Origin of the sequence: Streptomyces milbemycinicus (assembly GCF_002154605.1) — a bacterium.
Taxonomy (GTDB): Bacteria; Actinomycetota; Actinomycetes; order Streptomycetales; family Streptomycetaceae; genus Streptomyces; species Streptomyces milbemycinicus.
The window spans coordinates 1-23726 of the sequence record NZ_MUNE01000148.1; the positions used below are offsets into that span (position 1 = coordinate 1).

Here is a 23726-nt window from a genome sequence, read left to right on the forward strand (position 1 = left end):
CTGCTGGACGCCGCACTGCACCCCGCCCTCTTCGGTGCATCCGGTGAACCTGGTGAATCCGATGGACCGGACACCGGCGCGATACGCATGCCCGCAGACTGGACGGCCGTCGTGCTGCACGCCGTCGGCGCCACCGCGCTCCGCGTCCGGATCCGCCCCGCCGACGAGGCGGGAGCGGTGTCCGTGGCGCTCGCCGACACGACCGGCGCCCCGGTGGCGTCCATCGAGGGCCTGGCCGTGCGCCCGGTCGCGGCGGAGCGGCTGCGTGCAGCCGTGGGCGTCACGCGCGACGCGCTGTTCCGCCTGGACTGGGTTCCCGCGCCGCGGATCACAGAAGCGCCGGATCCGGCCGCCACCGCCCGGTGGACGGTGCTGGACACCGACGACCTCAAGCTCGCCACCGTTCTCAGCGCCGCCGAAGTCGCGGACGACGACGCACCCGAGTTCGCCGTCGTGTCGTACGGACCGGCCGTGGACGCTGTGTCCGGTCTTCCCGGCCTCGCCGGGCGCGCCCGCGAGGCGACCGCCGGGGCGCTCGGACTGCTGCGCGAGTGGCTGGCCGACACCGGCTCCGCCACCTCGCGGCTGGTCATCGTCACCCGGGGCGCGGTGCCGGTCCGTAACGGGGAGGGCGTGGCGGACCTCGTCCACGCCCCGCTGTGGGGGCTGGTGCGCGCCGCGCAGGCCGAACAGCCGGGCCGGTTCGTGCTGGTGGACATCGACGAGGGCGAGTCCTCGCGGGGCGCGCTGGCGGCGGCCGTCGCCACCGCGGTCGCGTCGGACGAGCCGCAGGTGGCGATCCGCGAGGGGGCCGTCCTCGTACCGCGCCTGGTCCGCGCCCCGCGCCCCGCCACCGGGCCCGTCCCCCTGGACCCCGAGGGCACCGTGCTCATCACCGGTGGCACGGGCACGCTCGGCGGGCTGCTGGCCCGCCACCTGGTCGCCGAGCACGGCGTACGCCACCTCCTGCTGGTCGGCTGCCGGGGGCCGGCCGCGCCCGGGGCCGCTCGGCTGCTGGCGGAACTGACCGAGGCCGGGGCGAGCGTCGAGGTCGCGGCCTGCGACGCGGCGGACCGCGACGCGCTCGCCGCCGTACTGGACACCGTCCCCGCAGCGCATCCCCTCACCGCCGTCGTGCACGCGGCCGGCGCCCTGGACGACGGGCTGATCGGGGCGCTGACCGCCGACCAGCTCGACGGTGTGCTGCGGCCCAAGGCGGACGTGGCGGCGCACCTCCACGACCTTACCCGCGACCACCCAGGTCTGGCCGCCTTCGTCCTGTTCTCGTCGGTCGCCGGGACGCTCGGCAACCCCGGGCAGGCCAACCTCGGCGCGGCGGGCGTCTTCCTGGACGCGCTCGCCGAGCACCGCCGCGCCGCCGGGCTGCCCGCCGTATCCCTGGCCTGGGGCCCGTGGGAGGCCGCCGCACCGGAGGGTTCGGACGCCCGTGGCTCGGGTGTGCTGCCGTTCACCACTGCCGAGGGGCTTGCCCTGTTCGACGCCGCGCTCCGGGGCGCCGACGCGCTGACCGTGCCCGTACGGCTCGACACCCCGGCGCTGGCCACGGCCGCCACCCCGGGCGCCCTGCCCGCCCCGCTGCGCGGCCTCGTGCGCGCCCCGGCGCGCCGGGCGGCGGCGCCGGGACCGGGCGGCGAGGGGGCGCGACGGACCGAACTGGCCCGGCGGCTGGCCGGGATGGGCCGCCCCGATCAGGAGCGCACCCTGCTGGAGCTGCTGCGTACGGAGGTGGCCGCCGTACTGCGCCACGCCACCGCGGACGACGTGGCCGCCGACCGGGCGTTCAAGGATCTCGGCTTCGACTCGCTGACCGCCGTCGAGCTGCGCAACCGGCTCGGTGCGGCCACCGGGCTGCAGTTGCCCGCCACCCTCGTCTTCACCTACCCGACGCCGCTGGCGCTGGTCCGTTTCCTGCTGGACGAGATGCGGCCGGGCGAGGCCGCCGTGCCACCGGTCCTCACCGAGCTGGACCGGCTCGACGCCCAACTGTCCGAGCTGGCCACGGCCCCGGACCCGGGGATACGTGACCAGATCACCCAGCGGCTGGAGGCCCTGCTGTGGAAGTGGAGCGGTGATCCGGGTGACGCCTCAGCGGGCGTGCTCGGGCGGGACGCGCTCGACACCGCCTCGGACGACGAGATGTTCGCGCTGATCGACAAGGAACTGGGCGCCTCCTGAGCGGAGCGGTTCACGGCGCGGACGCGGCGGTGCACGGCACAGACGGGCTGACGGGCTTGACGGGGTTTCGAAGGAGTGCTGGGGGACATGGGCAACACCGAAGAGAAGCTTCGCGATTACCTCAAGCGGGTGACGGCGGATCTGAGCCAGACCCGCCGGCGGTTGCGTGAGGCGGAGGCGGCCGACCATGAGCCGGTCGCGATCGTCGGCATGGCCTGCCGCTATCCCGGCGAGGTGGAATCCCCCGAGGACCTGTGGGAGCTGGTGGCGGAGGGCCGGGACGCCATCGGCCCGTTCCCCGAGGACCGGGGCTGGGACGTGGCCGGGCTGTACGACCCGGACCCGGACTCCCGGGGCACGAGTTACGTCCGCAGCGGCGGATTCCTCACCGGCGCGGGCGACTTCGACCCGGCCTTCTTCGGCATCACCCCACGCGAGGCGCTGGGCATGGACCCGCAGCAGCGACTGCTGCTGGAGACCTCCTGGGAGGCGTTCGAACGGGCCGGGCTCGACCCGCGGGCCGTGGAGGAGACCCAGGTCGGTGTCTACACCGGCATCGTCGCCACCGAATATGTGTCGCGGCTGAGCGAGACACCGGAGTCGGTCGAGGGGTATGTGATCACCGGCACCATGGCGAGCGTCGCTTCGGGCCGTATCGCGTACACCCTCGGGCTCCGGGGGCCCGCCGTGAGCGTGGAGACGGCGTGCTCGTCCTCACTGGTGGCGCTGCATCTGGCGGTGCAGGCGTTGCGGGCGGGGGAGTGCTCGATGGCGCTGGCCGGGGGCGTGACGGTGATGCCGGTCCCGGACGCGTTCGTGGAGTTCAGCCGTCAGCGGGGGCTTGCCCCGGACGGGCGGATCAAGGCGTTCGCGGAGGCGGCGGACGGCACCAACTGGGCCGAGGGCGCGGGCGTTCTGCTGGTCGAGCGGCTGTCGGACGCCCAGCGCAACGGCCACCGGGTGCTCGCCGTCATCCGCGGCTCCGCCCTCAACCAGGACGGCGCCAGCAACGGACTGTCCGCCCCCAACAACCTCGCCCAGGAACGGGTCATCCGCGCCGCCCTCGCCAACGCCCGGCTCACCCCCGCCGATGTAGACGTGGTCGAGGCCCACGGCACCGGCACCACCCTCGGCGACCCGATCGAGGCGCAGGCGCTGCTGGCCACGTACGGGCAGGGGCGGCCGGCGGACCGGCCGCTGCGGCTCGGCTCGATCAAGTCCAACTTCGGCCACTCCGGCCCGGCGGCGGGCGTGGCCGGGGTCATCAAGATGGTGCAGGCCATGCGACACGGGAAGCTGCCCAGGACGCTGCACGTGGACCGACCCACCTCGCATGTCAACTGGTCCTCGGGCGCGGTCGAGTTGCTGACCGAGCCCATGGAGTGGCGGCCGGCCGAGGGGCGGCCGCGCCGGGCCGGGGTCTCCGCCTTCGGCATCAGCGGCACCAACGCCCACGTGATCCTCGAGGAGGCGCCCGAGCCCGGCACCGCGGGCGGCACCGAGCCCGGCATCCGGACCGGCACCGAGCCCAACACCCAGACCGGCACCGCGCCCGGCATCGCGGGCGGCGCCGGGCTCACCTCGGCCGTCGTTCCGTGGGTGGTGTCGGGCCGGTCCGAGCCCGCGCTGCGGGCCCAGGCCGCCCGGCTCGCGGCGCACACCACCGCCCGCCCGCGGCTCTCCCTGACGGACACCGGCCACTCCCTCGCCACCACCCGCACCGCCTTCGAACACCGCGGCGCCGTGCTGGCCGCGGACCGCGAGGGCGCGCTGGCGGGGCTCGCGGCGCTGGCCGAGGGGCTGCCGGCCGCCGGAGTGGTCACCGGTGTGGCGAAGGAGCCGGGCCGGGTCGTGTTCGTCTTCCCCGGCCAGGGCTCGCAGTGGCGCGGCATGGCGATCGAACTCCTCTCCGCCTCACCCGTGTTCGCCGCCCGGCTGGCCGAGTGCGAGGCCGCGCTGCGGCCGCATGTGGGCTGGTCGGTGACCGAGGCCATCCACGGCGGCCCGGGCGCGCCCTCCTTCGACGAGGTGGAGGTCGTGCAGTCGGCGCTGTGGGCGGTGATGGTGTCGCTGGCCGCGGTGTGGCGGTCCGCGGGCGTCGAACCGGACGCCGTGATCGGCCACAGCCAGGGCGAGATCGCCGCCGCCGCGGTGTCCGGCGCGCTGTCGCTGGAGGACGCGGCGCGCGTGGTGGCGCTGCGGGCCCGGGCGATCGGCCAGGTGCTGTCGGGCAAGGGCGGCATGGTGTCCGTCCCGCTGCCCGCCGCCGAAACCGCCAAGCGCGCCGAGCCGTGGGGTGAGCGGATCTCGGTGGCCTCTGTCAACGGGCCCTCGTCCACGGTGGTTTCGGGCGAGCCCGGGACGCTGGCGGAACTGCTGGCGTCCTGCGAGGCCGACGGCGTACGCGCCCGCCGGATCGCCGTGGACTACGCCTCCCACTCCGCCCAGGTGGACGCCATTCGCGCCCAGGTCCTGGACGCCCTCGACGGCATCACACCGCGCGGCTCGGACATCCCCTTCTACTCCACCGTGACCGGCGGGCTCATGGACACCGCCGGGCTGGATCCCGAGTACTGGGTCACCAACCTCCGCCGGACCGTCCGCTTCGACGAGACGGTCCGGGCGCTGCTCGCCGACGGCTTCCGCTTCTTCGTCGAGTCCAGCGCCCACCCGGTGCTCACCGTCGGTCTCCAGGAGACCTTCGAGGACACCGGCCGTGCCGCCGTCGCGCTGGGCACGCTGCGCCGCGACGAGGGCGGTCCCGTCCGCTTCCTGACCTCGCTCGCCGAGGGGTACGTATGCGGCCTCGGCGTCGACTGGGACGCGGTGTTCGCGGGGACGGACCCCCGCCCCGTCGAGCTGCCCACGTACGCCTTCCAGCGGCAGCGCTACTGGCTGGAGGAGCCCACCGGGGCGGACAGGACCACTACGGCCCCCGCGGCCGACCCGGCGGAGGCCGGGTTCTGGGAGGCGGTCGAGCGCGGCGACCTGGACCAGGTGGCGGCCGAGCTGGAGATCGGCGCCGACCAGCCGTTGAGCGCGGTGCTGCCCGCGCTGTCGTCGTGGCGCAGGCGGCGCCGTGAGCAGTCGGCCGTCGACGGCTGGCGCTACCGCGTCACCTGGCGTCCGCTCGCCCCCGCCATCTCGCTGTCCCTCACCGGCCGCTGGCTGCTGCTGGTTCCGGAGGGCGCGGCCGAGGATCCTTGGGCGGACGGTGCGCTCCGGGCCCTCACCGGCCACGGTGCCCGGGCCGAGCGGCTGGTCGTGGACCCGGCCGGGGCGGACCGCGGCCACCTGGCCGAGTTGCTGCGTACCGAGCTCACCCACCCCGACGGCGTCGCCGGCGTCCTGTCCCTCCTCGCCTTCGACGAGGCCCCGCACCCCGGGCACCCCGCCCTGCCCACCGGCCTGGCCGTCACCGTGGCCCTCGCCCAGGCGCTCGTCGAGGCCAGTGAGGAGGCGGGTGCCACCCCGCGGCTGTGGTGCGCCACCCGCGGCGCGGTGTCGGTGGGCGCGGACGATCCGCTGACCCACCCCGTACAGGCCCATGTCTGGGGCCTGGGCCGGGTCCTCGCGCTCGAACAGCCCCATCTGTGGGGCGGGCTCGCCGACCTGCCCGCCACCGTGGACGACGCCGCCGTCGCCCGGCTGGCAGCCGGGCTCGCCGGTCCGGCCGACGAGGACCACCTCGCCGTACGCGGCGCCGGACTCCACGCCCGCCGCCTCGTCCACGCCCCGGCCGCCGGCACCCCTGTGGTGCGCGCGTGGAAACCGGACGGGAGCGTGCTGATCACCGGTGGCACCGGTGGCATCGGCGGCCATCTGGCCCGCTCGCTGGCCCGCGCCGGCGCCGGCCATCTGGTGCTGGCCGGGCGGCGCGGCGCCGAGGCGCCCGGCGCGGACGAGCTGGTGGCCGAACTGACCGCGCTCGGTACCCGCGTCACCGTCGTGGCCTGCGACGTCGCCGACCGCGAGGCGGTCGCGCGGATGCTCGACGGCATCCCCGCCGAGCATCCGCTGACCGCCGTCATCCACGTCGCCGCCGTCCTGGACGACGGGGTGGTGGACTCGCTCACCCCCGGACAGATGGACCGCGTCCTGCGGGTCAAGGCGCACGGCGCGCTGCATCTGCACGAACTGACCCGCGACCTCGACCTGTCCGCGTTCGTCCTGTGCTCGTCCTTCGGCGCCACCTTCGGACTGCCCGCCCTCGGCAACTACGCGCCCGGCAACGCCTTCCTGGACGCGCTCGCCGAGGCCCGCCGCGCCGAGGGCCTGCCCGCCACCTCGGTGGCCTGGGGCACCTGGGCGGGAACCGGGATGGCCGCCGGGGCGGTCGGCGCGCGCGGCCGGCTCGAAGGCATCCACGAGATGGCGCCCGAACTGGCCGTCACCGCCCTCCGGCACGTCCTGGACCGCGACGAGACCACCGCCGTCCTCATCGACCTGCGCTGGGACCGCTTCGCGCCGGTCTTCCACGCCAAGCGGCCCACCGCGCTGTTCGCCGAGATCCCCGAGGCGGTACGGGCACTCGCGGCGGACGGCGCCGGCGCGGCGGCCGAGGACCCCGCGACCGGCGGCGCGGCGGCCGACGGCCTGCGGGCGAAGCTGGCCGGGCGGTCCCGGCCCGAGCAGGAACACGAACTGCTCGAAGTGGTCCGCTCGCACGCGGGCGTCGTGATGGGCCACGTCACCCTGGACGAGAACGCGCGCGACGCCATCGACCCCCACAAGCCCTTCCGCGAGCTGGGCTTCGACTCCCTCATGGCGGTCGAACTGCGCAACCGGATCGGCGCCGCCACCGGTCTCACCCTCCCCTCCGCCCTCGTCTTCGACTTCCCCACGCCCGAGGCCGTCGCCCAGCACCTGTGGCGGGAGATGGGCCTCGCCGCAGACGAGGGCGCGCTGCCCGGGCTCGCCGAACTGGAGGCTCTGGAAGCCGTCCTGGCGCAAGCTCCGCCCGGCGACGCGGCCCGCGCGGCCCTCACCGGCCGGATGGAAAAGCTGCTGTGGAAATGGGGTGCGAACGATTCCACCGCCACTCCGGTCCACGGTGCGGAGCCGGACGACACCGAATTCACGGCCGTGAGCAACAACGAGATGTTCGACCTTATTGATCGAGAGCTGGGAACTACGTGACCTGCTCGCCGGAAAGTCCCTCAGGTTTCTCAGCTATCACCGGAGAGTACTGACATGACGAACGACGAAAAGAAGCTTCGGGAATACCTCAATAAGGTCATGACCGACCTGCGCCAGACCCAGCGGCGGCTGCGGTCGGTCGAGGGCAAGGACCACGAGCCCATCGCGATCATCGGCATGGCCTGCCGCTACCCCGGCGGCGCGGAGTCCCCGGAGAGTCTGTGGAACCTGCTCGCAGAGGGCGGCGACGCGATGTCCCCCTTCCCCGGCAACCGCGGCTGGGACCTGACGGCCCTGGACCTCACCGACCCCGAGGGCAAGGAACTCGCCTGCGAGGGCGGATTCATCGAAACCGCCGCCGACTTCGACCCGGGCCTTTTCGGCATATCCCCGCGCGAGGCCCTTGCGATGGACCCGCAGCAGCGGTTGATCCTGGAATCCTCCTACGAGGCGTTCGAACGGGCCGGAATCGACCCGGGAATGCTGCGTGGCAGCCGCACCGGCGTATTCGTCGGCGCCTCGTACACCGGTTACGGCGCGGACGTCGAGCAGATCCCCGACGGCCTCGAGGGCTACACCATGACGGGGTCCGCGAACAGCGTCGTCTCCGGCCGCGTGTCGTACACCTTCGGCCTGGAGGGGCCCGCCGTCACCATCGACACGGCCTGCTCCTCGTCGCTCGTCGCACTCCACTGGGCGGTGCAGTCGCTGCGCGCGGGGGAGTCCTCGCTGGCGCTCGCGGGCGGCGCGATGGTGATGCCGAGCCCCATGGAGTTCGTGGAGTTCAGCCGCCAGCGAATCCTGGCCGCCGACGCCCGCTGCAAGGCGTTCGCGGCCGCCGCCGACGGCACCGGGTTCTCCGAAGGCGCCGGGCTGGTGCTGCTGGAGCGGCTCTCCGATGCCCGCCGCAACGGCCACCGGGTGCTGGCCGTCGTCCGCGGCTCCGCCGTCAACCAGGACGGCGCCAGCAACGGCCTCACCGCCCCCAACGGCCCCTCCCAGCAGCGCGTCATCGAGGCCGCGCTCGCAAGCGCCCGCCTCACCGCCGACGAGATCGACGCCGTGGAGGCGCACGGCACGGGGACGACGCTGGGCGACCCGATCGAGGCGCAGGCGCTGCTTGCCATCTACGGCAAGGACCGCTCCGCCGACCGGCCGCTGTGGCTGGGCTCGGTGAAGTCCAACCTCGGCCACACCCAGTCCGCCGCGGGCGTGGCCGGGGTGATCAAGATGGTGCAGGCGCTGCGCCACGACCTGCTGCCCAAGACGCTGCACGTGGACGCACCCACCCCGCGAGTGGACTGGTCGGCGGGCACCGTCAGGCTGCTGACCGAGCCGGTGAAGTGGGCGGCGAACGGCCGGACCCGCCGGGCGGGGGTGTCGGCCTTCGGCATCAGCGGCACCAACGCCCACGTCATCCTCGAAGAGGCCCCCGCCGAGGAGCCCGGGGAAGCCGTCGAGGCGCCGGCGAACGGCGAGGCGATCGCCCCGCGGCCCACGCTGGGCCTGGTCGGCGGGGTGGTGCCGTGGCCGGTGTCCGGCCGCACGGGCGCCGCGCTGCGCGCCCAGGCCGAACGGCTGTCGGCCCATGTCCGGGAACACCCCGCCCTCCGTGCCGTGGACACCGGCCGGTCGCTGGCGCTGTCCCGCGAGGCGCTGGAGCACCGGAGTGTGATCCTGACCGACGGGCCCGACACCGTGCGGTCGGGGTTGAGCGCCGTTGCCGAGGGCACGCCCGCCGCCCATGTCGTCTCCGGCATCGTCGATGTCCGCGGCCGTGTGGTGTTCGTCTTCCCCGGTCAGGGTTCGCAGTGGCGGGGCATGGCGAAGGAACTGCTTGCCTCCTCGCCGGTGTTCGCGGAGCGGTTCGCGGAATGCGACGCGGCGCTGCGGCGGCACCTGGGCTGGTCGGTCGACGATGTGGTCCGGGGTGCGGCCGACGCGCTGTCCATGGAGCCCATCGAGGTGCTCCAGCCGGTGCTGTTCGCCGTCAACGTCTCCCTGGCCGCGCTGTGGCGGGCGGCGGGTGTGGAGCCGGCCGCCGTAGTCGGCCACAGCCAGGGCGAGATCGCGGCCGCGTACGTGGCGGGCGGCCTCTCCCTCGAGGACGCGGCCCGGATCGTCGTCCAGCGCAGCGCCCTGTTCGCCGAGGAACTGGTCGGCCGGGGCGCGGTGGCCTCGGTGGCGCTGCCGGCCGGCGTGGTGGCCGAGCGGCTGGCCCCGTGGGACGGCTCGCTGGTGATTGCGGGCCGCAACGGCCCGGGCGCGGTCACCGTGGCCGGGGACACGGCGGCCCTCAAGGAGTTCGTCCTCGAATGCGAGCGCGAGGAGATCCGCGCCCGTGTGGTCGGCTCCACGGTCGCCTCGCACTGCGCGCAGGTGGACCCGCTGCGCGAACGCATCCTGAAGATGTTCGCCGATGTCGCTCCGCGCCGCGGACAGGTGCCGTTTTACTCCACGGTCACCGGTGGCCTGGTCGACACCGCCACCCTCGACGCCGGCTACTGGTTCCGTAACGCCCGGCAGCCGGTGGACTTCGAGGGCGCGGTCCGCACTCTGCTGGCCGACGGCTTCCGGTTCTTCGTCGAGAACAGCGCCCACCCGGTGCTGACGACGGGCATGCAGGCCACCTTCGAGGACGCCGGCACCGAGGCGGTGGCCCTGGGCTCGCTGCGCCGTGACGAGGGCGGCCCCACCCGGTTCCTCACCTCGCTCGCCGAGGGGTACGTGCGCGGCCTGCCGGTCGGCTGGGACGCCGTGTTCGCGGGCACCGGAGCGCACCATACCGACCTGCCCACGTACGCCTTCCAACGGGAGCGGTACTGGCTGGAGACCACCGCGGGGCAGGCGGGCGACCCCGCCGGGCTCGGGCTCGGTGACACCGGCCATCCGCTGCTGGGCGCAGCGGTACGGCTCGCGAGCGGCGGCGAGACGCTGCTGACCGGCCGTCTGTCGACGCGGACCCACACCTGGCTGGCCGACCACGCCGCCCACGGCACCGCGCTGCTGCCCGGCAGCGCCTTCGTGGAGCTGGCACTGCGGGCCGCCGAGGCCGCCGGATGTGAACACCTCGCGGAGCTGACCGTGGACACCCCGCTGGCGCTGCCCGCGACCGGCGCCGTCCAGATCCAGGTCACGGTGGCCGCCCCCGACACCTCCGGCGACCGGGCCCTGGGCGTGTACGGGCGCGCCGAGGGCTGCGAGTTCGACGCACCGTGGACCCGGCACGCGACCGGTGTGCTCGCGGCCACCGCGCCGGAGGCGCCGGCGGTCCCGAATCCGGCGGCCTGGCCGCCCGCCGACGCGCAGCCGGTCAGCGTGGCCAACTTCCGCACCCGGATGGCCGACGCGGGCCACACCTACGGCCCGGCCTTCGACGGCCTGCGCGCCGTGTGGCGCGTCGGCAAGGAGTACTACGCCGAGGTGGCGCTGCCCGAGGAACGGGCCGCCGAAGCGGCACGGTTCGGCCTCCACCCCGCCCTGCTGGACGCCGCGCTGCACCCGGCGCTGCTGGAGGCGCAGGGCAGCACCCTGTGGTCGGAGTGGACCGGGGTGACGCTGAGCGCCGTCGGCGCGAGCATCCTGCGCGTGCACATCCGCCCGGCCGGCGACGACGGTGCGGTGACCGTCACCGTCGCTGACGCCACCGGCGCGCCCGTCGCCTCCGTCGACGCCGTGGCGCCCCGGCCGGTGACGGCCGAGGAGATGCGCGGCGCGGGAGCGTCCCGCGCCTCGCTGTACCGGGTGGAGTGGTCCCCGGTGCCCGCGCCCGGCCAGACCGCCGACTGGGTCATCCTCGGCGACGACCCGCTCGGGCTGACCGACGCGCTGGAGGAGTCGGGCGCCTACCCGCAGATGTACCGGGACCTGGACGCGCTGGCCGAGGCTGTGGACGCCGGGCTGCCCGCGCCCGAGCTGGTCGTGGTCTCCCGTGGCGGACCCGCGCGCACCGGCGGCGACCTCACCGGCGAGGCCCTGGAGTCGGCATCCCGGCTGCTCACCCTCGTCCAGCAGTGGTCGGCCGACGAGCGGTTCACGGACTCACGCCTGGTCGTCGCGACCCGGGACGCAGTCGCCGCGTGCGCCGCCGACGCGGCGGCCGACCTGGCGTACGCACCGCTGTGGGGGCTGGTGCGGTCGGCGCAGGCCGCGCACCCCGGCCGCTTCGCGCTGCTGGACATCGACGTGGACCCGGGCTCCCTCGCGGTGTTCCCGAGTGCGGTCCCGGCGGTCATCGCCTCCGGCGAGTCCCAGATCGCCCTGCGGGCCGGTGCCGTCCTGGTACCCCGGGTGGTGCGGGCCGCCGCCGGCGGCGCCGCCGCCCCGTCCTGGAGCGACCGCGGAACCGTGCTGATCACTGGCGGCACCGGTGGCCTCGGCGGCGTGCTCGCCCGCCACCTGGTCACCCGGCACGGAGTACGCCACCTGCTGCTGGTCAGCCGTGGCGGCCCCGAGGCGGCCGGCGCGCGGGACCTGGAGCGCGAGCTGACCGCCATGGGCGCGACCGTCACCGTCGCGGCGTGCGACGTCTCCGACCGGAACGCGCTCGCCCGGCTCCTCGCCGGCATCCCCGCCGAACACCCGCTGACCGGTGTGGTGCATGCCGCGGGCGTGCTCTCCGACGCCCCCCTCGAATCGCTCTCCGGCCAGGACTTGGCCCGGGTGTTCGCCCCCAAGGTGGACGCGGCGGTGCATCTGCATGAGCTCACCCGCGACGCCGAGCTGACGGCGTTCGTGCTGTTCTCCTCCGCGTCGGGTGTGCTCGGCAGCCTCGCGCAGGCCAACTACGCCGCGGCGAACGCCTTCCTGAACGCGCTCGCCCAGGCCCGCCGCGCTCAGGGGCTGCCCGCCCAGTCCCTGGCCTGGGGCCTGTGGGCAGGGAGCAGCGCCATGGGCGAGGCGGCCGACACCGCCAAGTTCGCGCGGGCGGGCATCCTGCCGATGTCCGAGGACGAGGGCACGGGGCTGTTCGACGCAGCGGCGGCCCTCGACGAAGCCCTGCTGATGCCCGTCACACTGGACACCGCCGCGCTGCGCACCCGCGCCGCCGACGGCACCCTGCCGGACCTGCTGCGCGGCCTGGTGCGCGCGGCGCCCGCCCGGCGCGCCGCCCGGGCGGCCGAGCGGGAGTCCGGCGAGGCGGGCCTGGCGCGGCGGCTGAGCGGGCTGTCCGCGGCGGACCGACACCACACCCTGGTCGAGCTGGTCCGGGGCCATGTCGCCTCGGTGCTCGGGCACGGTACACCGGAGGCCATCGAGCCCGACCGCGCGTTCAAGGAGCTCGGCTTCGACTCCCTCACCGCGCTCGAACTGCGCAACCGGCTCCAGGCGGCCACCGGTCTGCAACTGCCCGCGAGTCTGGTCTTCGACCACCCGACGCTGAACGCCACCGCCGGGTTCGTCCTCGAGCAGCTCGGTCCGGAGGGGGGTACGGCCCTGCCGCCCGCCCTCGAGGAGCTGGAACGGGTGGAGTCCGTCCTGCTCGCGGTGGCGGCCACCGACACCGGGACACGCCAGAAGGTGACGGCCCGGCTGAACGCCCTGATGTCGAAGTGGAACGACGCGGGCACGGGCGGCACCGCCCAGGCGGCCGACGGATCCGACGAGGACCTCGGCTCCGCCTCCGACAGCGAACTCTTCGCGCTGCTCGACGACGAACTGGACACGCCGTGACCGCGGCCCGCGACGCCCTCGGCAACCGGCTGGACTCGACCATGGATAGGTGTAACGCCTGATGGACAGCGAAGACAAGCTCCGCGAGTACCTCAAGCGGGCGACGGCGGATCTGCGCAAGGCACGCAGGCGCGTGCGTGAGTTGCAGGAGCCGCAGCCCATCGCCATCGTCGGCATGGCGTGCCGCTACCCCGGCGGCGCCTCCTCGCCAGAGGAGCTGTGGGGCATGGTCGCCTCGGGCCGCGACGCGATTTCCGACTTCCCGGACAACCGTGGCTGGGACCTGGAGGGGATCTACGACCCCGATGCTGACGCGGAGGGCAAGACGTACGTCAGGCAGAGCGGATTCCTGCACGGGGCGGGCGACTTCGACGCGGACTTCTTCGGCATCAACCCCCGTGAGGCGTTGGCGATGGACCCCCAGCAGCGGCTGCTGCTGGAGACCTCGTGGGAGGCCCTGGAACGCGCGGGCATCGCGCCGACCTCGGTGAAGGGCCAGCGGGTCGGCGTCTTCGTCGGCGCCGCGACCATCGACTACGTCACCGGCCGCCAGCGTGTCCCCGAGGGTCTGGAGGGATACACCGGCACCGGCTCGTTCGCCAGTGTGATCTCCGGCCGGGTCGCCTACGCCCTCGGCCTGGAGGGGCCCGCCGTCTCGGTGGACACCGCGTGCTCGTCGTCGCTGGTGGCGCTGCACCTCGCCGTTCAGGCGCTGCGGGACGGTGACTGCACGATGGCGCTCACCGGCGGCGCGGCCATCATGCCCACCCTGGCGGGATTCGTCGCCTTCAGCCGCCAGCGGGTGCTGTCCCCCGACGGCCGGTGCCGCTCGTTCGCGGCCGGCGCCGACGGGTTCGGCCCGTCCGAAGGCGCCGGGGTGCTGCTGCTGGAGCGGCTTTCGGACGCCCGGAGGCGTGGCCACCGGGTGCTGGCGGTCATCCGCGGCACGGCGATCAACCAGGACGGCGCGAGCAACGGCCTGACCGCCCCCAACGGCCCCTCCCAGGAACGCGTCATCCGTGACGCGCTGGCCACCGCCCGGCTCTCGGGCGACCAGGTGGACGCGGTGGAGGCACACGGCACCGGTACCCACCTCGGCGACCCGATCGAGGCGCACGCGTTGCTGGCCACATACGGGCAGGGACGGCCCGAGGGCAAACCGCTGCGGCTGGGCTCGGTCAAGTCGAACATCGGACACGCCGCCCACGCGGCCGGAGTCGCCGGCGTGATCAAGATGGTGATGGCGCTGCGCCACCGCGTACTGCCGCGCACCCTGCACGTCGACGCCCCCTCGCCGCACATCGACTGGTCGGCCGGTGCGGTGGAACTCCTCACCGAGCCGATGCCGTGGGAACGCGACGGTCACCCGCGCCGGGCCGGTGTATCGGCCTTCGGCATCAGCGGCACGAACGCGCACGTCATCCTCGAAGAGGCCCCGGAACAGGACGACGTGCACCCGGCGGAGCCGGCCGGATCCCAGGACACGCCGCCCACCGCCGTGGCCACCGCCGCGCCGACGGGCACCCCCCGGCTCGAACTGCCGGTCGTGCCCTGGCCCGTCTCGGCCAGGAGCGACGCGGCCCTGCGCGCCCAGGCCGGCCGGCTCGCCTCGTACGCCGCCGGCCGCGAGGACCTGTCGCTGCCGGACCTCGGCTGGTCCCTCACCTCCACCCGGGCCGCGATGGAGCGCCGGGGCGTGGTGCTCGCCGCCGACCGCGACGACGCGCTGCGCGCGCTGGCCGCCCTCGCCGAGGGCGTGCCCGTGGCGAACGTGGTGACCGGCGCCGCCCGAGCGGGCGCCCCCCGCGTCGCCTTCGTCTTCCCCGGGCAGGGTTCGCAGTGGCGGGGGATGGCGGCGGAACTGCTCAAGTCCTCGCCGGTGTTCGCCGAGCGGCTGGCCGCGTGCGACGCGGCGCTGCGCCCGTACCTGGGCCGGTCCGTGACCGAGGCGGTCCGCGGCGAGGGCGACGCCGCCGATCTCGACGACGTGGTGGTCGTACAGTCCGCGCTGTGGGCCGTGATGGTCTCGCTGGCCGCGGTGTGGCGGTCGGTGGGTGTGGAGCCCGCCGCCGTGATCGGCCACAGCCAGGGAGAGTTCGCCGCCGCCGCCGTGGCCGGCGCCCTGACCCTGGAGGACGCCGCCAAGGGCGTCGCACTGCGCGCCCGGGCCATCGCCGAAGGTCTCTCGGGCCGTGGTGGCATGGTGTCGGTGCCGCTGACCGCCGACGAGGTACTCACACGCATCGCGCCATGTGCGCCGCGTGTCTCGGTGGCCTCCGTGAACGGCCCGTCCTCCACTGTGGTTTCCGGCGAGCCGGAGGCGCTGGACGAACTGCTCGCGGCCTGCGCGGCCGACGGTGTGCGCGCCCGCCGTATCGCCGTGGACTACGCTTCCCACTCCGCCCAGGTCGAGGCCATCCGCGACCGGGTCGTCGAGGCGCTGAAGGACATCCGGCCGCGCACCGCCGACATCCCCTTCTACTCCACCGTCACCGGCGGCCTCTTCGACACCGAGGGGCTCGACGCCGAGTACTGGTACACCAACCTGCGCCGAACCGTCCGCTTCGACGAGGCGGTCCGCGCCCTGCTGGCCGACGGCTACCGCTTCTTCGTCGAGTCCAGTGCCCATCCGGTGCTGACCGTCGGCCTCCAGGAGACCTTCGAGGACGCGGGCGCCGACGCCTCGGCCCTCGGCACGATCCGCCGCGACGACGGTGGCGCCGAGCGGTTCCTCGCCTCGCTGGCCGAGGGGTACGTCCGCGGCCTGCCGGTCGACTGGGACGCGGTGTTCACCGGTTCCGGCGCGGCCCGCACCGAGCTGCCCACCTACGCCTTCCAGCGGGAACACTTCTGGCTGGACGCCGAGTACGACACGGCCGACGCCGCGGGCCTCGGCCTCGACCCGGCCGGCCACCCACTGCTGGGCGCTGCCGTCCAGGTGGCGGGGGAGGACCAACTGCTGCTCACCGGGCGCCTGTCCCGGCACACCCACCCGTGGCTGGCCGACCACGCCGTGGGCGGGATGATCCTGCTGCCCGGGACCGCGTTCGTGGAGCTGGCGCTGCGCGCCGGCGAGGAGGCCGGATGCGCCGCCCTGGAGGAACTGGCCCTGGGTGCCCCGCTGGTCATCCCCGAACAGGGCGGAGTCCTCGTGCAGGTCTTGGTAGGCGCCCCCGACGAGTCCGGGCGCCGCACCGTCGCCGTGCACTCCCGCGCCCAGGACACCGGAGACGGCGCGCCGTGGACGCGCAATGCCGTGGGCACCCTGGTGGCGGAGGCCGCCGACGCGGGCCAGAAGCTGTCCGTGTGGCCGCCCGCCGGCGCCGAGCCGGTGGACCTGGACGGCTTCTACGACCGGGCCGTCGGCTCCGACTACTGGATCGGCCCGGCCTTCCAGGGCCTGCGGGCCGCGTGGCGGCGCGGCGACGAGGTGTTCGCCGAGGTCGCGCTCGCGGACGAGCTCCGGGGCGACGCGGACCGGTTCGGCCTCCACCCGGCGCTGCTGGACGGAGTGTTCCAGGCGATGAGCCTCGGCGGCTTCCTGAAGACCGCGGGCAGCGCGCTGATGCCGTTCAGCTGGCGGGGCGTCTCGCTGCTCGCCCAGGGGCCCAGGACGGTCCGCGCCCGGCTGCGGTCGGCGGGCACCGACGCGGTCGCGGTGGAGGTGGCCGACGCCTCGGGCGCCCCGGTGGCGTCGGTGGAGTCGCTGGCGTTCCGCCCGGTCTCCGTGGATCAGCTTCGCCGGGGCCAGGACGGCTACGACAACTCCCTGTTCCGGCTCGACTGGAAACCCCTGCCGCTGCCCGCGTCCGACGCCTCCGCGACGGCTCAGGCGTGGCCGCTGGTCAGCGCGGGGGAGATCCGGCCGTCCTGGTCGGAGGGGTTCATGGCGGCTGGCGCGTCCATCCACGCGGACGTGGACGAACTGGGCGCGGCGATCGACGGCGGCGGCCCCGTACCGGAGTTCGGCGTGCACTTCCGGCCGCTGGGCGGCGGGGTCGGCGTCGGCCTCGCCCGCCGGGCGCGCGGCGCCACGGTCAGGGGCCTGGCCCTCGTCCAGCAGTGGCTCGCCGAGCCCCGGCTGACCGGTGCGCGGCTGGTCGTCACCACCCGCCGCGCCGTGGCCACCAGCGAGCACGAGATCGTGCTGGACCTGGCCAACGCCCCGCTGTGGGGCCTGATCCGCTCCGCCCAGTCCGAACACCCCGGCCGCTTCCTGCTGGTCGACGTCGACAACGAGGACGCGAGCCGCGCGGTCTTCCAGTGGGCGGTCGCCGCCGCGGCCGAGGCGGGCGAGGGACAGGTGGCGATCCGCAAGGGCGAGGTGCTGGTCCCACGGCTGGCCCGGGTGCGGCCGCAGGACGGCTCGAAGGACCCGGCCCCGCCCGCGTTCGCCGAGGGCGGGACCGTCCTGATCAGCGGTGCGTCCGGGTCGCTCGGCCTGATGGTCGCCCGGCATCTGGTCGCCGAACACGGCGTACGCCATCTGCTGCTGCTCAGCCGCCGCGGCCTGGAGTCGCCCGGCGCGGCCGAACTCCAGGAGGAGCTGGCCGGCCTCGGCGCCACCGCCACCTGGGCCGCGTGCGATGTGGCGGACCGGGACGCGGTCGCCGCCGCGCTGGCCCTCGTCCCGGACGAGCACCCGCTCACCGCGGTCATCCAGTCGGCCGCCATCGTCGACGACGGTGTGGTCGAGGGCATGACGCCCGAGCGCGTGGAGCGGGTGATGGCCGCGAAGGTCGACGGCACGCTGCATCTGCACGACCTCACCCAGGAGACGGACCTCGCCCAGTTCATCGTCTTCTCCGCGGGCGCGGGGCTGATCGGCAACCCCGGCCAGGCCAACTACGCCGCGGCCAACGCCTTCCAGGACGCCTTCGTCACCCACCGCAGGGCCCAGGGGCTGCCCGCCATGGCGGTCGCCTGGGGCTACTGGGAGGCTGAGAGCGGGCTGACGGCCGGCATGAACGACGCGCAGATCGAACGGTTCCGGCTCGGCGGCGCCCAGCCCATGTCCGCCGCGCACGGGCTCGGCCTGTTCGACCTGGCCCGGGCGTACGACCAGCCGCTCGCGCTCGGCTCCAAACTGGATCCCTCGGTCCTCCAGGCCCAGGCCGCCGCCGGAGTCCTGCCCAGGCTGCTGCACGGGCTGGTACGGGCCCGGGCCCGGCGCGCCGCGGACGGCGCCGCGCCCGCCGAGGCAGCGACGCTGCTGCCGCGGCTGGCCGCGTTGCCCGCCGAACGCCGCCTGGAGACGCTGACCGAGACGGTGCGCGGCCACGCCGCGGCCGTCCTCGGACACAGCACGGTGGACACGGTCCGGGCCGACCGGGCCTTCCAGGACCTCGGGTTCGACTCGCTCACCGCCGTGGAACTGCGCAACCGGCTCAACGCCCTGTCCGGACTGCGGCTGCCCGCCACGCTGATCTTCGACTATCCGACACCGGACGCGCTGGCCCGGTACCTCCTCGCCGAGTTCACCGACGAACTCGGCGGCCCCCCCGGCGGCGCCGCGGCCGGCGATATGCCGGACGCGACCGAGGAGGCGGAGGTCAGGGCGGCGCTCGCGGCCGTCCCGATCGGCGAACTGCGCGCCGCGGGTGTCCTCGACACCCTGCTGCGCCTCGCCCGCGACGGCGCGGTGCGGACCGCGGCCGACGAGGGCCTCGCGGCAGCGGACGAAGCGCACGCCATCGCCACGATGGACGTGGGAGACCTCGTACGCATGGCGCTCGAAGACACCGACAACTGAGACACCCCTTCACGAGGAGCGCCGATCATGGCAGAACCCGCCGCAACTTCCACCGAGCAGATCGTCAAAGCACTGCGGTCGTCGCTGGCCGAGACGGACCGGCTGCGGCGGCAGAACCAGAAGCTGACCGCCGCGTCCAGGGAGCCGGTCGCCATCGTCGGGATGGCGTGCCGGTTCCCCGGCGGGGTGACCTCCCCCGACGGGCTGTGGGACCTGATCGCCTCCGGTCGGGACGCGATCTCCACGCTCCCGGACGACCGCGGATGGGACGTCGAAGGACTGCTGGCCGACTGCCTCGGCCCGTACGGTGAGCACGGTGGCGCCGACTCCTTCCGGGGCGGATTCCTGTACGACTGTGCCGAGTTCGACGCGGAATTCTTCGGCATCTCCCCGCGCGAGGCGCTGGCGATGGACCCCCAGCAGCGGCTGCTGCTCGAAACCTCCTGGGAGGCGTTCGAGCACGCCGGCATCGACCCGTCCGGGATGCGCGGCAGCTCCACAGGCGTCTTCTACGGGGCCTCTTACGCGGGGTACGGCATCGACACGGACCGGATTCCGGAGGGTGTCGAGGCGTACTCCATGACCGGCTCCATCACCAGCGTGGCGTCCGGGCGCGTCGCCTACGCCCTCGGCCTCGAGGGCCCGGCCGTCACGGTCGACACCGCCTGCTCCTCGTCCTTGGTGGCGCTGCACCTGGCGTGCCAGGCGCTGCGCGCGGGCGACTGCTCGCTCGCGCTCACGGGCGCGGCGATGGTGATGCCGAGCCCGGTGGAGTTCTTCGAGTTCAGCAGGCAGGGCGTGCTCGCCTCGGATGGCCGGTGCAAGCCGTTCGCCGCCGCGGCGGACGGCACCGGATTCTCCGAGGGAGTCGGCGTCCTACTGGTGGAACGGCTCTCGGACGCCCACCGCAACGGGCATCCGGTGCTGGCCCTGGTGCGCGGCTCGGCCGTGAACCAGGACGGCGCGAGCAACGGGCTGACCGCCCCCAACGGCCCCTCCCAGCAGCGGGTCATCCGTGCCGCGCTCGCCAACGCCCGCCTGAAGCCCGACGACATCGACCTGGTCGAGGCGCACGGCACCGGCACCACCCTCGGTGACCCCATCGAGGCCCAGGCCCTGCTGGCCACGTACGGACGGGGCCGCTCCGAGGACCGCCCCCTGTGGCTGGGCTCGGTGAAATCCAACCTTGGCCACACCCAGGCAGCCGCCGGCGTGGCCGGTGTCATCAAGACGGTGCAGGCGCTGCGCCACGGGATGCTGCCGAAAACACTGCACGTGGACGCCCCGTCACCGCAGATCGACTGGTCCGCCGGCGCGGTCCGGCTGCTGATGGACGAGGCCCGGTGGCCAAAGCGGGACCGGCCGCGCCGGGCGGGCGTCTCCTCGTTCGGCGTCAGTGGCACCAACGCCCACGTCATCGTGGAGGAGGCCCCCGCCGAGGAGCCCGATGGGCGGGCTCCGGCCGCCGAGGAACCGGTGGCGCTGTGGACCGTATCCGGGCACACCGAGGCCGCGATGCGCGACCAGGCACGGCGGCTGCTGAACCATGTGCGCTCCCGCCCCGGCCTGCGGCCGGTGGACATCGGCTACTCCCTGGCCACCGGCCGGGCCGCCTTCGACCACCGCGGCGCGGTGGTGGCGGCCGGCCGGGAGGACACGCTGCGGGCCCTGACCGCGCTGGCCCAGGGCGCCGAGGACCCGGCCGCGGCCGCCGGCGTGGTGAGGGCGCGCGGCAAGGCCGTGTTCGTCTTCCCGGGCCAGGGCTCCCAGTGGGCGGGCATGGCCGCCGGACTTCTCGACTCCTCCCCGGCCTTCGCCGAACGCTTCACCGCGTGCGCCGAGGCGCTGCGGCCCTACACCGAGTGGTCGGCCACCGATGTGGTGCGCGGCGCACCGGGCGCCCCGCCGCTGGAGGGCGTGGACGTCATCCAGCCCGTGCTGTGGGCCGTGATGGTCTCGCTCGCCGAGCTGTGGCGGTCCTCCGGGGTGGAACCCGCGGCGGTGGTCGGCCACAGTCAGGGCGAGATCGCCGCGGCCTGTGTGGCCGGTGCGCTGTCGCTCCAGGACGCGGCCAAGGTCGTGGCGCTGCGCTCGCAGGTCGCCCTGGAGGCGCTGTCCGGGCGCGGCACGATGGTCTCCGTACGGGCGGGCGCCGCCCGTGTCCGCGAACTCATCGCCACCGGGAGCCCTGGGCCGACCGTCGCGGTCGTCAACGGCCCCTCCTCGACCATGGTCGCGGGCGACCCCGAGGCTCTCGACGAGCTGGTGGCCCGCTGCGAGGCCGAGGGCGTACGGGCGAGCCGGTTCGCGGCCGCCTACGCATCCCACTCGCCCCATGTGGAGGTCGTACGCGACCAGCTCGTCAGCCTCGTCAAGGACATCGAGCCGCGCCGCGCCGCCATCCCGTTCTACTCCTCGGTCACCGCCGGGCCGCTCGACACGAGCCGCCTGGACGCCGAGTACTGGTACGCCAACCTCCGGCAGCCGGTCCGCTTCGACGAGACGATCGGGGCCCTGCTGGCCGACGGCCACGGCTTCTTCGTCGAATGCAGTCCGCACCCGGTCCTCACCGTCAGTGTGCAGGAGATCTGCGACACGGCGGGAGTGGACGGCGTCGCTGTCGGCACCCTGCGCCGGGAGGAAGGCGGCATCGTACGGTTCCACCGCTCGGTCGCCGAGGCCGTCGTGGGCGGTCTCGTCCCGGACTGGAAGACCGCGTACGCCGGCACCGGCGCACGCCGCGTCGAACTGCCCACCTACGCCTTCCAGCACGCCCACTACTGGCTGGAGAACGGCCCCGGCACCACCGCCGATGCCTCCGCCCTCGGTCTCGCCCCCGCCGGCCATCCGCTGCTCGGCGCGGTCGTACGAACGCCCGGCCACGGCGGAGTGGTGCTCACCGGCAGGATCACCACCCGCACCCAGCCCTGGCTGGCCGACCACGCGGTGCTCCAGGCCGTGGCGGTGCCCGGCACCGCACTGCTGGAGCTGGCGCTACGGGCCGGCCGCGAGGTGGACCGCGATCGGGTCGAGGAGCTGACCGTGCGGGCCCCGATGCCGCTCCCCGGCGGGGCGGGCCTGGCCGTCAGCGTCGTCGTGGCGGAACCGGTCGAGGAGGGGCGGTATCCGGTCGAGGTGTACGCCAGAGCGCAGGACACCCCGGCGGACGACGGCCAGTCGTGGACCCACTGCGCCACCGGCCTGCTCGGCCGCGGCGACGCACCCGCCTTCGACCTGCGGGCCTGGCCCCCCAAGGGCGCCCGGCCACTGGATGTGACCGGGCTGCGGGAGCGCGCGGCGCGCGCCGGATACCACTGGGGACCCGCGTTCCGCGGCCTGCGCGCCGCCTGGACCGTGGGCGAGGAGGTGTACGCCGAGGTCGTGGCCCCCGACGGGCTGCCCGCCGCGCCGGGCTTCGGGGTGCACCCCGCCCTACTCGACGCCGCGCTGCACCCGCTGTACGCCGAGGCGGACCAGGCGGCCCTCCCCGCCGCGTGGCGGGGCGTCACCCTGCACGCACCCGGCTCGGGGACGCTGCGGATACGGCTGTCCCCGGCGGCCGGCGCACCGGGCGACGACGCGTCGGTGGCCGCCTGGGTGGCGGACGCCGAGGGCGCGCCCATCGCCTCCGTACGCTCCCTGACCCTGCGCCCCGTCGACCCTGAGGAGTGGGCAGCGGCGGCGGCCCGTGCCGCCGCTGACTCCCCGCGCGGCGGCGCGGAGCCGGATGCCGCCCGGCGGCAGCCCGGGGCGGCCGACCGGGAGCGGCTGGCCGCCCTTCCCGAGCCGGACCGCACGGCCGCCCTCACCGGGCTGGTCCGGGCCCGTATCGCCGACATCCTCGGTTATCCCGGCCCGGAAGCCGTCGCCCCGGACCGTGAACTGGCCACCCTGGGCTTCGACTCGCTGACCGCCGTCGAGCTCAGGAACCGGCTCGGCGCGGCCACCGGGCTGCGGCTGCCGGGCACCGTCGCCTTCGACCACCCCACCGCCGGTGCGCTCGCCGCTCACCTGGCCGGCCGGCTCGGCGCCGGCGCCGCGGGCGGCGACACGGCCCCGGCGGCGGCCGGTGAGCGGGAGGCCGGGGGGAACGAGGGTCTCAGCGCCCTGTTCCTGCGGGCCTGCGCCGAGGGGAAGTTCGTGGCGGCGCACAAGCTGATGGCGGGCCTGGCCGCCTTCCGCCCCACCTTCGGCTCGGCCGCCGAACTTCCCGACGGCCCACGCTGGGTGACGCTGCGCCAGGAGACCGGGACGGCCGGCGCGGAGCTGTTCTGCTTCCCCTCCTTCGTATGGCAGCAGAACCTCTACCAGTACGCTCGGTTCGCCGCCGGATTCGAGGGCCGCCGAGGTGTCTCGGTGATCACCTTGCCCGGCTTCGCCGACGGCGAACCGCTGCCCGCCTCGCTGGAAGCGCTCGCCGACGTGCTCGCCACGGCCGTCCTGCGGGCGGCGGACGGCAGACCGTTCGCGCTGGCCGGACACTCCGCGGGCGGTTCCATTGCGAGCGTGGTGGCCGCGCGCCTGGAGTGCGACGGCTCCCCGGCCCGAGGGCTCGCCCTGCTGGACACTCCCACCTGGGGAGCACCCAACGCGATGAGCTCACCCGAGTGGATGACTGCGATCCACGGTGCGCTGGCGGCCCGTCAGGACCGGATCGCGACCGCGGGCGACGGTGAGGCATGGGTGACCGCCCGGGCCTGCTACGCCACCTTCGACTACGCGGTACCGGAGCTGGCCACGCCCACGCTGCTGGTGCGGGCCACCGAGCCCATGGCCGGTTTCCGGCCGGAAACCGACGACTGGCGGCCCTCGTGGCATCTGGACCACACCACCGTGGACGTCCCCGGCGACCACTTCACGATGCTCGAGGCCGCCCATGCGGCCCGCGGCGCCCGGGCCGTCGACGACTGGCTGCGCGGTCACCGGCCCTGTCACGCACACGACGCACAGAAATGAGAACACGATT

At 74.8% G+C, this 23726-nt stretch carries 5 protein-coding genes; all 5 read left to right on the top strand.

Features of this window, described 5'->3' with window-relative positions:
- Positions 1-2196 (top strand): type I polyketide synthase (locus tag CCN51_RS13605; protein ID WP_143675798.1); only part of this gene is annotated, 2196 nt, incomplete at its 5' end.
- A gap of 87 nt (positions 2197-2283) precedes the next feature.
- A complete protein-coding gene (locus tag CCN51_RS59195) occupies positions 2284-7335 on the top strand; it encodes a type I polyketide synthase (protein ID WP_014173984.1) in 5052 nt (1683 codons plus the stop codon).
- 54 nt (positions 7336-7389) lie between these two features.
- The gene (locus tag CCN51_RS13615) at positions 7390-13008 is read left to right on the top strand and encodes a type I polyketide synthase (RefSeq protein WP_086859580.1); all 5619 of its coding nucleotides are present in this window, start codon (positions 7390-7392) and stop codon (positions 13006-13008) included.
- Between the two features lie 58 nt (positions 13009-13066).
- Positions 13067-18760, top strand: a complete 5694-nt coding sequence (locus CCN51_RS13620; protein WP_425444760.1) for a type I polyketide synthase — start codon at positions 13067-13069, stop codon at positions 18758-18760.
- A 27-nt stretch (positions 18761-18787) separates the two neighbouring features.
- Complete coding sequence (locus tag CCN51_RS13625; RefSeq protein ID WP_014173987.1) at positions 18788-23716, top strand: type I polyketide synthase; 4929 nt, start codon at positions 18788-18790, stop codon at positions 23714-23716.
- The last annotated feature ends 10 nt before the right edge of the window (positions 23717-23726 follow it).

Coding starts and splice junctions, on each gene's coding strand:
- CCN51_RS59195 (WP_014173984.1), top strand. CDS start 2,284: ATGGGCAACACCGAAGAGAAGCTTCGCGATTACCTCAAGCGGGTGACG.
- CCN51_RS13615 (WP_086859580.1), top strand. CDS start 7,390: ATGACGAACGACGAAAAGAAGCTTCGGGAATACCTCAATAAGGTCATG.
- CCN51_RS13625 (WP_014173987.1), top strand. CDS start 18,788: ATGGCAGAACCCGCCGCAACTTCCACCGAGCAGATCGTCAAAGCACTG.